The sequence below is a fragment of the Hyunsoonleella aquatilis genome, assembly GCF_014270105.1.
GTDB classification, from domain to species: Bacteria; Bacteroidota; Bacteroidia; order Flavobacteriales; family Flavobacteriaceae; genus Jejuia; species Jejuia aquatilis.
On the sequence record NZ_JACNMF010000004.1, the window covers coordinates 497,599 to 512,844 of the forward strand.

General features: G+C 38.4%; 9 protein-coding genes. 1 reads left to right on the top strand and 8 read right to left on the bottom strand.

What is annotated here, in order from left to right:
• Nucleotides 1-112 precede the first annotated feature (112 nt).
• The 8 genes from H7U19_RS13815 to porU form a co-directional block, all read right to left on the bottom strand.
• Nucleotides 113-1,747: an ELWxxDGT repeat protein gene (locus tag H7U19_RS13815; RefSeq protein ID WP_186563347.1), complete on the bottom strand. Its 1,635-nt coding sequence runs from the start codon at nt 1,745-1,747 to the stop codon at nt 113-115.
• A 96-nt stretch (nt 1,748-1,843) separates the two neighbouring features.
• Nucleotides 1,844-2,467, bottom strand: coding sequence for a response regulator (locus H7U19_RS13820; RefSeq protein ID WP_186563349.1), 624 nt, complete (start codon nt 2,465-2,467; stop codon nt 1,844-1,846).
• Nucleotides 2,468-4,462: a tetratricopeptide repeat-containing sensor histidine kinase gene (locus H7U19_RS13825; protein ID WP_186563351.1), complete on the bottom strand. Its 1,995-nt coding sequence runs from the start codon at nt 4,460-4,462 to the stop codon at nt 2,468-2,470. It abuts the gene before it with no gap.
• A gap of 189 nt (nt 4,463-4,651) precedes the next feature.
• Nucleotides 4,652-6,283 carry a pyruvate dehydrogenase complex dihydrolipoamide acetyltransferase gene (locus H7U19_RS13830; RefSeq protein ID WP_186563353.1) on the bottom strand — a complete coding sequence of 544 codons (1,632 nt, stop codon included), beginning with the start codon at nt 6,281-6,283 and terminating at the stop codon, nt 4,652-4,654.
• Between the two features lie 3 nt (nt 6,284-6,286).
• Nucleotides 6,287-7,285, bottom strand: a complete 999-nt coding sequence (pdhA, locus tag H7U19_RS13835) for a pyruvate dehydrogenase (acetyl-transferring) E1 component subunit alpha (RefSeq protein WP_186563355.1) — start codon at nt 7,283-7,285, stop codon at nt 6,287-6,289.
• Between the two features lie 177 nt (nt 7,286-7,462).
• Nucleotides 7,463-7,945 carry a cytidine deaminase gene (cdd, locus tag H7U19_RS13840; protein ID WP_186563357.1) on the bottom strand — a complete coding sequence of 161 codons (483 nt, stop codon included), beginning with the start codon at nt 7,943-7,945 and terminating at the stop codon, nt 7,463-7,465.
• Between the two features lie 84 nt (nt 7,946-8,029).
• Nucleotides 8,030-9,298 (bottom strand): type IX secretion system outer membrane channel protein PorV, encoded by a 1,269-nt coding sequence (gene porV, locus H7U19_RS13845; protein ID WP_186563358.1) that lies wholly within the window; start codon nt 9,296-9,298, stop codon nt 8,030-8,032.
• A gap of 33 nt (nt 9,299-9,331) precedes the next feature.
• A complete protein-coding gene (gene porU, locus H7U19_RS13850) occupies nt 9,332-13,216 on the bottom strand; it encodes a type IX secretion system sortase PorU (protein ID WP_186563360.1) in 3,885 nt (1,294 codons plus the stop codon).
• 266 nt (nt 13,217-13,482) lie between these two features.
• On the opposite strand from porU, the gene gldJ reads away from it, so the two are divergent.
• Nucleotides 13,483-15,183: a gliding motility lipoprotein GldJ gene (gene gldJ / locus H7U19_RS13855; RefSeq protein WP_186563362.1), complete on the top strand. Its 1,701-nt coding sequence runs from the start codon at nt 13,483-13,485 to the stop codon at nt 15,181-15,183.
• Nucleotides 15,184-15,246 lie beyond the last annotated feature (63 nt).

Genomic DNA, 15,246 nt, shown 5'->3' on the forward strand with positions numbered 1-15,246 from the left:
GGGGGTTATTTTATTAAATATTATTTGATATGTGTTTATCAATCATAATCTCAATACTGAGTAAAGTTAATTGTAAAGGCACCATGTTAGACCACCCATAACGGGTAGTTTTTTATTCTTTAATGAGTTTTTTTGTTATACTTCCTTTTTCGGTTTGAATTCTTGCGAAATAAACTCCTGAAACTAAATCTTCAATACTAAACCTATTTGAACTGTTTTTAAATGTTTTGATTTGCTTTCCTGTGATATCTAGGATTTCGACAGTATTAATATTGGAATTTGATTGAATTGAAAAACTATCAGAAGTTGGGTTTGGGTAAAGTGAAATCTGTTGTTCCAACTCAAAATCATTTACCGATAATGTCGGATCTTGATACTTCCACAATTCAACACCAGCCGAACCATTATCTGCAGAAAAGAAAAGTATATTATTAGATACTATCAAATCTGTGGGGTTGCTATTTCCTGAAGGGTTTATATTGCTTACCATTGTAGTTCCAGCATTTGTTCCATCGGTAACCCAAAGTTCTGTACCGTTTGTTCCGTCGGTTGCCGAAAAATATACTTTTCCATTGTACTCGGCAAAACCTGACGGATTACTGTCTGGTGAAGAGGGAGATGTATTAATGTTCTTCACCAAATTTGTGGTGGCTGGAAATCCGGTGGTCGACCACAACTCAATACCATTTATATTATCATCAGCAGAAAAATACAATCTCCCTGAAGCGGCATAAAGGTTTGAAGGGTTACTGCTACCACTTCCTGAAGCTATATTTTTCATGTTAGTAAACGTTGTCCCTCCCAATTTAAAGATTTCTGTTCCCAAAGATGGATGGGTTGCCGTGAAATAAAGGGCATTATTAAAAACAGTTAAGTTTTCTGGGTTGTCCAAATCTGCTGCCACTGCATTTACATTTGCCATACGCTGCGTTCCAGCCAATGTTCCATCAGAAACCCAAAGTTCCCTACCGTTCACACCATCATCTGCAGTAAAATATAAATTGCTGTTAAGAACAATTAAGTCCGTTGGATTAGAACTAGCACCACCGGCATTAATGTTAATCAACATATTTGTTCCCGCATTTGTTCCATTGGTAACCCACAATTCCCTTCCATTTGTTCCGTCATCTGTTGCAGCGAAATATAGCAGGTTATTAAAAACCGTGTATGAATCTGGTGACGAACTGTTTCCTGAAGGGTTTATGTCCTTTATCATTATTTGATCTCCTCCTCCTGTCCAAGCGTTCCCATTAAATCCGAGAATTTCCTCACCATAAAATGGTGTAGATTGATTAAATGCCGAAGGTCTTGCGCTAAAAACCAACAGGTTCCCGAAAGTGGTAAATAATCTTGGTGATGCTGAACCCGTGCCACTTCTTATTGCTGGATAAGAGGAAATGGTTGTACCATTTGTAGAAAAAATATTGAACTTATTTTGTACACCAGCAGCTGAAAAATAAAGTTGAGAGTTAAATTCATGAAATCCATTTGGACTACCATCTAAAGCCCCTGTTCTTATATCGCTTAAAAGAGTAGTTCCTGCACTCGTGCCATCAGATTCCCAAAGTTCCATTCCGTCCGCACCGTTATCGGCTGCAAATATGAGCTTACCACCAAAAGCAATTCTATTTTTGGCATACGAAGGCATGCTACTCGGAAAACCTAAGTTTATATCCTTAACTAAACTTTGCGCTTGAATAAATGTATATGCCAATAATGACATAAAAAGTAGTGTTCTTTTCATCATAAATAGGTTTAAAAGTTTATGATGTAAAAGTAAATTGGAGATTAAAGGGCTGTACTACCCAATGGGGTAGAAGTAAAAAAGAGGTATTTCAAGGTACTATAGTAAGTTTTCCCTATTTGCTTTTTGAACCGCTTCAATATTAGAGTTTACCTGAAGTTTAATATAGATATTCTTTAGGTGAAATTTGATGGTATTTCGGCTAATAAATAGCTGTTCTGCAATACTATCGTAAGTGTTTCCTTGAGATAGCAGAGATAGCACTTCCTTTTCTCTAGGAGATAATTCTATTTTACTAGGTTTTACCTGAAAAGAACTTACCACCATTTTAGCAATTTTAATACTCATTGGAGCGCCACCGGCAACACATTCGTTAAGGGCGTCTTTAAGTTCCTCTGGAGTTATGCTTTTTGTTAAATACCCCGATGCTCCAGCACATAAGGCTTCAAAAACCATATCTGAATTTTCAAAAACGGTAACCATGATAATATTAGCTTTCGGCAATTTCTTTTTAATGAGCTTTGTCCCCTCTACCCCATTTATTCCAGGCAATTCAATATCCATCAAGAAGATATCAGCGTTATCGAATTGTAATCGCTCGATGGCTTCTTCACAGTTGCTGTAACAATTTGTAATCTCAAAATTATCTGTAGCCTTTATCACCTCTGCAAACCCTTCGCTTAAAGGTATATTATCTTCAATTATTACAACTTTATGCTTCATCTAAATAGAACTTTTCTCAAGATTACCTATAAACCTAACCGTAGTACCTTTACCTATATTGGAATCAATAAAAAGTTCGCAACCAATTTTTTGGGCCCTTGTTTTCATGTGAGAAAGCCCGTTTAACGATTCAAAATCACTTTCCAAAACACCCACACCTTCATCTTCACATTTTATGGACAGTTCATTATTATTATAATCAAAAGAAAGCTTTACTGTCTTACTTTTTGAATGTTTTAAAGCATTGGTGAGTGCCTCTTTAAAAATAAAAATTAATTGTTTATTCCAATAATGAGGTAATTTCACATTATCAGAAATATGCTTTTCTACAATAAACTTCACTTCGGACTTTTTAAAAATATCACTACCAAAATCGGATAAATAAGTTATAACCTCTTCTAAATAATCACTATTGGACTTTAAGGAAAAAATAAAGTCGCGCGTACCTCTATATAATCCATTGGCGTCTTCATTGATTTGCTTTATTTTAGATTTCACCTTTGGGTTTTTTATGGAAGCTTCACCACTTATTAAATTAGACAACAATGAAATTCTTGCTAGTTTATTTCCAAGGTCGTCATGAAAATCCTGGGCAATTTCATCCCTTACTTCTGATAGTTCTTTCTCTAATTGAAGCTGTTTTTCAATAGCCAGTTTCAACTCTTGATTTTTCCGTTGTGTCCTTTTTAGCCGAACCATACTTCCGATTAAAAGAATGGAAACTATAACTAAGGATGCAATCACAAGTAAAACAGTAAGTTTTTTTATTTGGGCTTGTTTGTTTTGAATTTCTAAAGCATCTATTCTTTTTTGTTGACTTAAACTTTTTATCTCTGCGTCTTTTAACTCTGTTTCATACCTAGTTTCTAATTCATTGATTGATTTTATGCGTTCTTTGTCATTTAACTCCTTAACAAATTGCTCTTTTTCTTCTAATGCGCTTAACGCTAAATTTGGGTTATTAAAATACTTATAAATCTCATGTTTCAAATTTGAAATTTCTACTGCATAATACGCATCTGATTTAATCTTTAAATGATTTAATGAGTCAATGTAAGCTAATGCTTTTTTTTTATTATTTCGCACCTTATTCACCCTTCCCAAAACACAATAACTATTCAAGATTAAAGGTTCGGTTATCAAATCCCTTTTTTTTAACACCTTATTAGAATAGTATGCAGCTTTACTATAATTTTTATTTAGAAAATTAAACTCACTTAAAACACCAAGACTAACTGGTTTTGTGTAATCAAAATCATTTTGATCAGCTATAAGAAATGCTTTTTCGGCATATTTTTTTGCCAAATTTGCTTGAGCGGGATATTTGTTATTCTTTGACGCTTCCATATACTGCTCTGCAGCGTAATTGTAAATAAGAGTTTCTAATAAACTATCGTTAATATCATTATTTTCAAGAACATCGACGGCTTTTGAAATATAATCCAATTGTTTCTCGTATTCACGTTGAGCGGTATAAACCAAAGAAATACCGTAATAAGCATTTGCTTCCGCTCTATAATCTTTTATTTGATTAGAAAACTTTGCCGCTTCAAGGAAATGCTGTATTGCTATAAAAAAATTGTTTTGATTTTGATGCAAAGTGCCAATTTTATTATGAAAATCAGCTTTTTTGGGAATATCATTTATATAAGATACCTTTTCAAGGCCTTTCTTAAAATAGGCCTCAGCTCTATTAAAATCTTGGTTCACCAAATTACCTACACCTTTGTACTTCAAAGCTTCTATTTCTAAAAGGGTATCCTTCAACACCTTAGATAACTCGAGTGCTTTTTCCGCATAAAAAACAAGAGAATCTCCCTTTCCAGTTGTCTGATAATAGTACTTTGCTAAATCTAAATAGGCTTTTACTAAAGCCGAATCTTTTGTTGTTTCAATGCTATTTCTTAATTCAATTTCAACGTTTTGGGAGAAAGTAAATTTCACAGTGAAAAGCAAAACAAGCAAGCAATATTTGTAAAATTTAGGCAAATACATGTTCAGAAGAAATAAAACTTAAAAGTACAAAAACCTAATAGAGCAATTACCTACCCGATTGGGTAGTCCAAAAAAAGAATACAAAAAAAACCTGTTTCAATCTAATGAAACAGGTTTTTAATATTATAGATTCTGAAACAACACTTCGACTGCGCTCAGTGTAACAGTTCAGAATGACAAATTATAGTTTTACACCAACATCGTCACAGGATTTTCAATATACCCTTTTAAAGTTTGCAAGAATTGTGCTCCTGTAGCGCCATCAACCGTTCTGTGGTCGCAGGCGAGAGTTAACTTCATTGTATTTCCTACAACGATTTCTCCATTTTTAACGACTGGCTTTTGAACAATCGCTCCAACTGATAAAATTGCCGAGTTAGGCTGATTGATAATCGATGTAAAATAATCGATACCGAACATCCCCAAGTTGGATACCGTAAAAGTACTTCCCGACATTTCGTCCGGGGTCAATTTTTTATTTTTTGCTTTACCTGCAAGTTCTTTAACCTCCGCACCAATTTGCGGTAAACTTTGCTCGTTTGCAAAACGTACTACGGGTACTACCAGTCCATCTGTAACTGCAACTGCCACACCGATATGAACATGGTTGTTCAATCTCATTTTATCATCAAACCATTGCGAATTTACCTGTGGGTGCTGTTTTAATGCCAAGGCACATGCCTTTACCACGATATCATTAAATGATATTTTAGTATCTGGAATAGAGTTGAACTGTGTCCTAAACGCAATGGCATTATCCATATCGAACTCAACCGCCAAATAATAATGTGGTGCAGAGAATTTAGATTTAGTCAATGACTTAGCAATAGCTTTACGCATTTGAGAATTTGGTACCTCATCAAAATCTTCTGTTCCTGACGGTACAAATTTACCAACTGCGGCTGCTCCTGCTGTTGGCTCATAATTTTCGATATCTCTTTTTATGATACGTCCATTTTCACCAGAACCTTGGACTTTGGTTAGATTGATACCTTTTTCCTCTGCCAGTTTTTTAGCCAAAGGAGAAACATATACTCTTCCGTTTTCGGTTACTGGTGTGGGAGCAGGTGCTTTAGTTTTTGTTTCTGTTTTTGTTGGCGCCGCCTTTGGAGACTCTGCTTTAGCCTCAGCTTTCGGCGCATCTTCCTTTTTCGCTGGCGCTGACGAGGTTGCAAAACCGACGGCAACTCCCGAAACATCCGTTCCGGCAGGACCAATAATAGCTAATAAAGAATCTACTTTTGCAGACTCACCTTCCTGTAAGCCTATTTCCAAAAGTGTACCCGATTGGAAGGATTCGAACTCCATCGTTGCTTTATCGGTTTCGATTTCTGCCAGAATATCGCCCTCCTCAACGGTATCACCCACTTTTTTTAACCAAGTAGCCACTGTACCCTCTTCCATGGTATCACTTAAACGCGGCATGGTAACAATGATTACCCCTTCCGGTAATTCTTGCGAGGCTGGGGCTTCACTTTCTGTAGCATCTTCAGAAGCACTTGGCGTTTCGCTTACTTCTTCTTTAGCTTCAGGAGCAGGTGCATCTCCGCCACCACCATTCAACAATCCTGATATATCCTCACCTTCTTCACCAATAATAGCCAAAAGCTCGTCCACCTTTGTAGTTTCGCCTTCTTGAACCCCAATATGAAGCAACGTACCTTCATGGAATGATTCAAATTCCATGGTAGCTTTGTCGGTTTCAATTTCCGCCAAAATATCACCTTCCTCAATCTTGTCCCCTACTTTCTTTAACCATGATGCCACAGTTCCCTCCTCCATGGTATCACTCAATCTCGGCATATTTACTACTGTTGCCATATCTTATAATTTGTGTTGAATAAATGGATAATCTTCTTGCTCATAAACCACATCGTACATCACGCTCTTTTCTGGCCATGGCGATTCTTCTGCAAATTTTTCACATTCAGAAACTCTTGCCTTTACGCGCTTGTCAATTTCTTTGATATCCTCTTCCGTGGCATATTTATTTTTGAGAATTACGTTCTTTACTTGTGTGATTGGGTCAATCTTCTTGTATTCCTCAACCTCCTCTTTCGTTCTGTAATGCTGCGCATCAGACATGGAGTGCCCTCTGTAGCGATACGTCTTTAATTCCAAAAATGTTGGCCCTCCACCTTTTCTGGCACGTTGTATGGCTTCATCAAAAGCTTCCGCCACTTTTACCGGATTCATACCATCTACCGGTGCAGAAGGCATTTCGTAGCCCCTACCTAGCTTCCAAATCTCATCGTGATTTGCAGTTCGCTCAACCGAAGTCCCCATGGCGTAACCATTGTTTTCACAAACAAACACTACAGGCAGATTCCACAACATAGCCAAGTTAAAAGTTTCGTGCAACGAACCTTGTCTGGCAGCCCCATCTCCAAAGCAACAAAGAGTAACAGCGTCACTGCCATGGTACTTATCTCCAAAAGCAATACCAGCCCCTAAAGGAATTTGTCCCCCAACAATACCGTGCCCTCCATAAAAACGGAACTCTTTTGAAAAAATATGCATTGACCCACCTAAACCTTGCGATGTTCCGGTTCCCTTTCCGTAAAGTTCTGCCATCACCCGCTTTGGGTCAACGCCCATGCCGATTGGCTGTACGTGGTTTCGGTATGCCGTAATCATTTTATCCTTGGTCAGATCCATGGCGTGCAAGGCTCCTGCCAATACCGCTTCTTGGCCATTATATAAGTGAAGAAATCCTCTTACTTTTTGTTGAATGTAGACTGCAGCAAGTTTGTCCTCAAACTTTCTCCAGAACAACATATCCTCGTACCATTTTAGGTACACCTGTTTCGTGATTTTTTGCATTGGCTAGTTTAATATTATATTTAAGCGAAATACAAAAGTAATACTTTGATTCCTATTGGAAAAACGGTTGGGTATGTAATGTCTAAAAATTGTTAAATATCAAGCCTTGACACCCATTTTTTGGAAATCTTTTGGTTTGGGTTCGATTATTATAAATTTTAAAAAATGACTTCAGTTTCACAACAGCGAATTATCAAAAAGCAGAGGTAGCAAGTTTTTAAGGGAATCGGATTTTATTACTTCTCCAGAGGTGCCCATAAAGTAAATTTCAATTGGGGTTTTCTGTTTGATTTCATATTCCGCAATAGCCTGCCTACATGCTCCGCAAGGCGGTATTGGTTTTGAAGTATTTCCATTGGAAGCCCCTGCGGTAATCGCTATTTTCAGGATTTTAGAGCCAGGATATTTAGCACCAGCATAATAGATGGCAGTGCGTTCGGCACATAATCCCGATGGATAGGAAGCGTTTTCTTGGTTGCTTCCCGTAATCACTTCGCCACTATCCAAAAGCAAGGCTGCCCCTACTTTGAAGTTTGAATAAGGGGCATAGGCATTTTGTCTTGCCTCTAAGGCTTTATTCATAAGACCGCCGACATCCTTTGGTAGTGCTTCGGTATTCTCAAAAATATAAAAGAGGCTTTCAATTTTTTCTACCTTCATAAAAGTAAAATTAAGAATCTCTGGAAAATAAAAAAAGCTATCGTAAACGGAACAATAGCTTTTCTAAATTATATTTCATTTTGCCTAATATTCGTAATACGTGCCGTCCCCAAAATTAAACGTTAGGGAAAAACGCAATGTTCCCTCCAAAGGGCTTTGAACCTTTGACGTCGAGAACAGATAGGAAAAGTCAATATTAAGAATATTCAGCTTAAACCCTGCTCCCACTGCCATAAATTGTCTTGCTCCTTTTTCTTCGGCCTCATTGAAGTATCCAGCTCTAAAAGCGAATGAATCCTGATAAAGATACTCCGCACCTAACGCCCATGTAAATTCCTGTAATTCCTCACTAAATCCACCTGGGGCATCCCCAAAAGATTGAAAAATTCCTGATAGGAAATTTACATCTTGAGATTTTCCTTCATAAATTACATTTTCAGTTTCCGAAACCAAAACGTCCTCCCCGGGTTGTGGGTCTCCTGGATCGGCCGGCTCATCGTACATTCCATTATTATTATTATCGGTAAACACGAGTTCTGTTCCAAGAATTGGTGGCGTAGGCACCAAAAGTTTCGCAACTTCAGCAGTAATCGATAACTTATTATAATCATCAAAAATAAAATCGAATCCACCACCTAAGCGTAAATTAGTAGGCTGGAAATTATCAGCTCCTCCATCATCATATTTAAACTTGGGACCAAGATTTTGAATTGCAAAACCTAAACGCCAACGACCATTGAAGTCATTATAGGCCTGCTCCTCGGTTTGATAAAATCCAGAAATATCTACCCCAAAGGTATTTGCCGCACTTGCATCGACGTTTTGTACATTAAGCCTTAAATCCGATCTTAAATAACGCATGGCTACAGACATCGCAAATTGATCGCTTAGCTTCAAGGCGTAAGAGATGTCAGCCTGCAGTTCATTGGGCTTTTGTATGTTAGGTTCTTCAAATTCGCTATTTCGAAATTCTATTTCCCCCAAACCAAAGTATTTGAAACTCGCACCAATAGCGCTACGCTCATCCAAACGGTTGTAATAGGTAATGTAGGCCAAACCTATATCATTTACTAATTTACTTAGGTATGGCGTATAACTTATAGAAAACCCTTGGTCATTTTCTGAAAATGCATATTTAGCGGAATTCCATTGCTGGGAATAGGCATCAACGCTAGTGGCCACACCCATATCCCCCATTCCTGCAGACCGCGCATCGGGCGCAATTAATGTAAAGGGCATACCGGTTGTAATCACTCGGGAATCATTCTCATTGGGAACAATTACGGTAGTATTCTGGGCGGTTAAGTTCAGTGCTAAAAACGAAAGGATCAGCACTATAATTGGATTCTTCATATATCAGATTTATTTTGCAAATATAAATTTTTATTAGAGTATCACAAGTTTCTCGATTTTCTCTACTTTTTTATTCAAAAGGTTTGATTTTACTGTGAGCTTATATACGTAAACCCCTTTTCCTATTTTATCACCAAAATCGTCCCGACCGTCCCAAACTATATCTTTTGAAAGGGAACTAGTCGCTTTAATGCCCCCGGAAGTCTGTCCGTTTAAGGTTCTTACCAATTTACCGGATACTGTAAATATTTGTATAGAAACGTCCAAAGGCTCCGAACTATTGTGGTTGAACCAAAATTCAGTATAATTCACAAAGGGATTTGGGTAGTTCAACACATTGTTAATCACCAAGTCCTGATCTTTGTCAAACACCACAAACTGGATTTCGGCCGTGGAGGAATTATTGTAAACATCCCATGCCTTAAGGGTCAACGTATGCAATCCTGGCTCTAAATCCCTGAATGGAAAGCTTACGGTTCCTTTTTGATAGCTGTCCAATTCGGTTTCGTAATAATCATTTAATATAACAGGATTGGTTTCATCGCCATCAATTATGGCAACAATATCGTGCCCAACACCACTTGCTGTATTGATCCCGTTGGCATCTTCCAGTTTTGCCAATAGAGTTGGAGATTCATTGGTAATGCCCCCGGAAACAAAATTTTCATCATTCATAAAAATATTAATGACGGGACCGGTATTGTCAACCTCAGCATTTTCGTTAATACCACCAATTCTGACATCCGAAAGGTTAGCCCCTGCATGATCCTCCAATATTTGTCCGTTTTTTGCGTAAAAGCTCACTTTTCCTAAGCCAACGGGAATACTAATATCCTTTGGCACCACAAAATCAAGCTCAAATTGACCATTACTCACAGTAGCCTGCCCCTTGAAAATAATTTCTCCAAGTGTCCTAAAATCCATTCTCACCAACTGGCCATTAAGTCGGGTATTATCATTAGCCAAGGTTTGCCGCTGCACAAACTTATCATAAATGGTGGTAGAAACCGTGCCGTTATAACCGCTTAATAAATTTCCATTTACATCGGTAACCTCACCGGCCAGTTTAACTCGGCTCAATGCCTTTAAGGTATCTGTAGCTTGCGCCAAGGGCACATCGTTAATTTCCGTCAATCTAACATTGGGCTTTGGAAATGCCAATTTCATGGCGGGGTCTCCTATAAAGAAAACCAACCTTCTCTGGCTGGAAAATGTAATTCCTGGATCTATTTTGGTCAACCTCAATGCTTCGGCCATAGTGGGGTACTCATTGTCTGGGATGTCATCGTTATCACTAAAGGAAAATAAATATTGGTCCAGAGCTTCATTGAACTGTACGCCAAAATTCACAAATACCTGACGCGTAGTAGTAATCAAACTAATGGCGCCGGCCTGCTTGTTCCAATAGGTAAACTCCCCTGCCGTTTCCCGAAAAGGATTGTCAAACTTGGTAAATTCACAAGTTACGGTAACAAAACAATTCAGTTTACAGAAATTCCTAAGCTCCTGGATATTAGTTTTTTGAAGCACACGTTCATTGGCAAGGCCTTCTTCACCTCCATGCCCAAAATAATTAACAACTAAAGCTCCATTATCGATTGCATTCGCAAACTCCTCCGTAACTTCAGGATAACTATTCCCCCCGGCAGAAGACTCCTGCTGAAATGCGTCCATATGGATTTTTACTACATTAATAAAAGGCTTGTTCTGCGTTACCCTTTCTCCAACATCATCGGTTGTTTCCTGTAAAATACCTTCCCAATCGTGGTCTACATCGTCTGACACCACCAAATAACTGTTCCGCCAACTTCCAAAAGCTTCCTTGATGTAGTAGGACTCTATTTTGTCCACCAATTCACGCGCCCTTTGTGGAGTATCTGCCAGAATGCGACCCACAGCAACATCCAATTTATCGCTAATGCTCATGGTGCCTTCGTTATCATCCATCGAACCGTAAAAATCATCCGAAACAAACGCACTCGTCAAACTGAAACTATTATACGAGTGCCAAGAAGGTACTATATTGGTGTTGTTGGGAATCCTATCCTTGTAATCGTAAGAGGCATCCCCAAAAAGGCATAAATACTTTATCCGCTTTTCAGGTGTACTTGCATTGTCATAAATATATTTCACCAGATTACGGATGGCACCGATATCTTGATTTCCAGTACTAAATTCCGCATAAATTTCATTTAGGCCGACGGCTTTCGCAGTCAATCCGTATTGATTCCTATTGATTTGGGCAAGGCGTTCGGCCTGCTGCAACATATTATTTGGTGCCACAATGAGATAATCCAAATCCTGAAACTGACCTTGCGCATTTTGCAAAATTGTGCCTTTAATGTCCTGGTTGGCTACACTTCTGTTACCATCTGCCTTCGGTGGAAAATAGTCCGATGCTGAAACTGCAACATATAGCCGTTCTTCACCCATAGCCACCCTGAAACTAAAATCAGAAGAAGCTTCGGTATTTTCATAACTTGAAACATTATAAATATCCGTAATATCCCAAACCTCCTCTAGGCTTCCAGCACCTGAGATAACATATTCTCCTACACCCGAACTCCCGGCAACATCTTTATTTCTAAATTGAAACTGTTTATTATTAAACCTCAACTCCCTTGTCGCTTCTATGGAAATATAGTCCAAATAGCCTACAGCGCTTGGATTTCCCTGGTTATTATAGGTAAGGGTAACATCAATGCGGCCATCGGAAACATCTCTTTCCGTGGATAAAAACGACCCGGACCCCACAACAGTTTTGCTAGTAGAACCAAATGGAATCGTACTTAACTCATTGTCATTCAAATCAATAGTCATGGATGTATTGGATGTCGAAACCGCTGCTGCATACACCTTTAGTGCAATAGGCTCGGATACGACTAAATCGGGAAAATTAAACCTAAAGGTTTGCTCGCTATCAATATTAAACCGTTCGCCAAACCATCTCCGTCCAACAGTCCCTAAGTTATGTATATCCTTTTCGTGAAACTTGTAATCCTGGAAGGTATCAATGGTAAGGTCTACAGCACCTGTAGGCTGCACACCAGATTGGATACGCTTCCCTTGCCCCGAGCTTACATTTACATAATAATAGGTTTTGTCCATGTAGGCATTGATATTGGTGTTGCTTTCCTCGTTATAGCCTTTTGGGCCTTGGGCATAGAACAAAATGTAATCTTCATTGTTAAAAACACCATCTGCTTCACCAACAAACTTAACGGCATTCTCCATGACATCAAACGGATAGGGCACACTATTGGAATAAGGGATCATCGCTCCTCCATTTCCAAAGATCTTAATAGTTCTGGGATCCACATTATTTACGTTTACCCCAAGCGCCTGTAAAAACCCTTTGCTTAATTGAACAACCCCAGTAGTGTCAACATAAAACTTATACCACTCCCCGGTGCGCAACACGGAATTTGAAACAACTTTTGAACTAGTAAATCGCTTAAAATTCGCTCTCTTATTTTGACGGTTTGAATTTTTATAGTTGATTTGAAAAGATACAACCTTTTTGAAGGTACCATTTGCATCTTTTACAATAGGTGTTATTTCAAAAAACACGTAGCTTTTGTTCCTTGCTTTCGAATTTTTTAAACTGAATTTTATCCGACTGGGAATGGTTTTGATATCCAACTCGAATAAATCCTGCTGGGATATCGGGCGATAGGCAATGTTGGATACCGAAACAGAGGATTCATCAACGGTATTTGTAGCTTCCCACTGATCGACAAAGGTCAGCCCTTGCGCAAAATCAAAATTGTAGTGCTTATCATCGAATGACGGTAATACATGCTTATATTGGCCAAAATCCAACACTTTTTTGCCATTCCAGTTTATCGAGAAGTTTTTCTTTTGACCAAAAACAGCCGATATAGTCAATAAAAATAAAAGTAAAATTTTTCCTTTCATGCACTAAAATAACGTCTTTAATTTGACGTTAGTATTTAATAAAAACAACATTTTTTCTAAAGCGTTCAAAAATACAATAATAATTTCTGAAATTGAGCGTTTATTCAAAGCAAGAAATGTCGGAAAAGCGTCAAAATCATCGATGAAACGCACGGTATTTAGGATGAAATACATAATTTTTTCGCCAAAATGCAAAAAATTGCTTGTTCTGTAAGGTTTAATTCTTATATTGCAGCACCAAAAAGAAATTTAGCTTACTTAAACGTATGGATATGAGAAACGTAGTGATATTCAAGGTACTGTTGCTAACAACACTATCTGTTACAACCTTTAGTTGTAAAAAATCATCCAGCTCCAAAAATAGCTCCAGAGCAACAGGATGGCAGATCAACAGTCGCGAAGGAGGTTTTCAATACAATACCAACTTTAAAGAGCAGGAAACTTCTCCTGGCTTGGTTTTCATAGAAGGCGGTACGTTTACCAAAGGTCGTGTGCAAGATGATGTCATGCACGATTGGAACAATACCCCTACGCAGCAACACGTTCAATCCTTTTACATGGACGAAACTGAGGTGACCAATATGATGTACCTCGAATATTTGGATTGGATTAAGCGCGTTTATCCGCCATCTGACGAAAACTTTAGAGCCATCTACAACGGGGCTTTACCAGATACCTTGGTATGGAGAAATCGTTTAGGTTTTAATGAAATTATGACTGAGAACTATTTACGTCACCCGGGTTATGCAGAATATCCCGTGGTTGGGGTTAGCTGGATTCAGGCAGTAGAGTTCGCCAACTGGCGCTCAGATCGTGTTAACGAATACAACTTAGAAAGAGCGGGCTACATCAAGCGTGATGCTAAGACTACTGAAGTTATGGCAGACGCTACTTTTAATACTGATACTTATATCAACGCTCCTACATTAACGTATGGGGGCAATGAAGAAATCACAAGCGGAGATGGACGAGGCAGAAGAAATGTTCGTGTGGATGCCGATGGCAATGAAACTGGACTTTTTGCCACTAGAGAATCTGGTTTGATTTCTCCGAAATACAGACTCCCAACTGAAACGGAATGGGAATATGCCGCTCTTGGTTTAAGCGAATTAAGAAGCTACAACCTATATAGAGGTAGAAAAAAATATCCATGGGATGGACAATACACCCGTTCTGGAAAGCGTAAATATCGTGGTGACCAATTGGCGAACTTTAAGCAAGGTAAAGGTGACTATGGTGGCATTGCTGGATGGAGTGATGATGGTGCTGATATTACAAATCAAGTAAAATCATACCCTCCAAATGATTACGGTTTATATGATATGGCCGGAAACGTGGCCGAGTGGGTAGCAGATGTTTACAGACCGATTGTGGATGATGAGTTTAACGACTTTAACTATTATCGTGGTAACGTGTATACAAAAAACGCCATTACTGAAGATGGTACAGTAAAAGTAGTTACAGTAGATGATATTGTTTACGATACGCTTTCTAACGGAAAAGTAATTGCAAGAGACCTACCGGGTGAAATTGTTCAGGTACCTGTTGATGAGAATGAAACGTATTTGAGAACCAATTTCGATAGAAGTAACCACATCAACTTTAGGGATGGTGACAGACGTTCTTCTCGCTACTATGAAAGTTTTAACGATATTGAATCGGATGAAGAAGGTAGCGTTCAAGAAACTGAAACCAGAAAAATGTATAATTCGCCTAAACACACAATTACTAGAGATTCTCTAGGAAATATTGTTAGAGAATATGATAAGGCCAATAACAGAACCTCCATGATTAATGACGAGGTAAGAGTTTATAAAGGCGGTTCTTGGAAAGATAGAGAGTACTGGTTGGATCCAGCCCAAAGGCGCTACTTCCCGCAGGATATGGCCACGGACTACATCGGCTTCAGATGTGCGATGTCCCGTGTTGGTTCAAAATCAAAAATGAAAAACAAAAAGAAGAGTTAAATCTCAACTCTAAAGATTATATTTAAGTCCTGATTCCGATCAGGACTTTTTTTTATTTAATTT

Excerpts from the sequence above, each read along its gene's own strand:
- H7U19_RS13830 (WP_186563353.1), bottom strand. The coding sequence starts at position 6,283 with ATGGCAACAGTAGTAAATATGCCGAGATTGAGTGATACCATGGAGGAG.
- gldJ (WP_186563362.1), top strand. The coding sequence starts at position 13,483 with ATGGATATGAGAAACGTAGTGATATTCAAGGTACTGTTGCTAACAACA.
- pdhA (WP_186563355.1), bottom strand. The coding sequence starts at position 7,285 with ATGCAAAAAATCACGAAACAGGTGTACCTAAAATGGTACGAGGATATG.
- porU (WP_186563360.1), bottom strand. The coding sequence starts at position 13,216 with ATGAAAGGAAAAATTTTACTTTTATTTTTATTGACTATATCGGCTGTT.
- H7U19_RS13815 (WP_186563347.1), bottom strand. The coding sequence starts at position 1,747 with ATGATGAAAAGAACACTACTTTTTATGTCATTATTGGCATATACATTT.
- H7U19_RS13820 (WP_186563349.1), bottom strand. The coding sequence starts at position 2,467 with ATGAAGCATAAAGTTGTAATAATTGAAGATAATATACCTTTAAGCGAA.
- cdd (WP_186563357.1), bottom strand. The coding sequence starts at position 7,945 with ATGAAGGTAGAAAAAATTGAAAGCCTCTTTTATATTTTTGAGAATACC.
- H7U19_RS13825 (WP_186563351.1), bottom strand. The coding sequence starts at position 4,462 with ATGTATTTGCCTAAATTTTACAAATATTGCTTGCTTGTTTTGCTTTTC.
- porV (WP_186563358.1), bottom strand. The coding sequence starts at position 9,298 with ATGAAGAATCCAATTATAGTGCTGATCCTTTCGTTTTTAGCACTGAAC.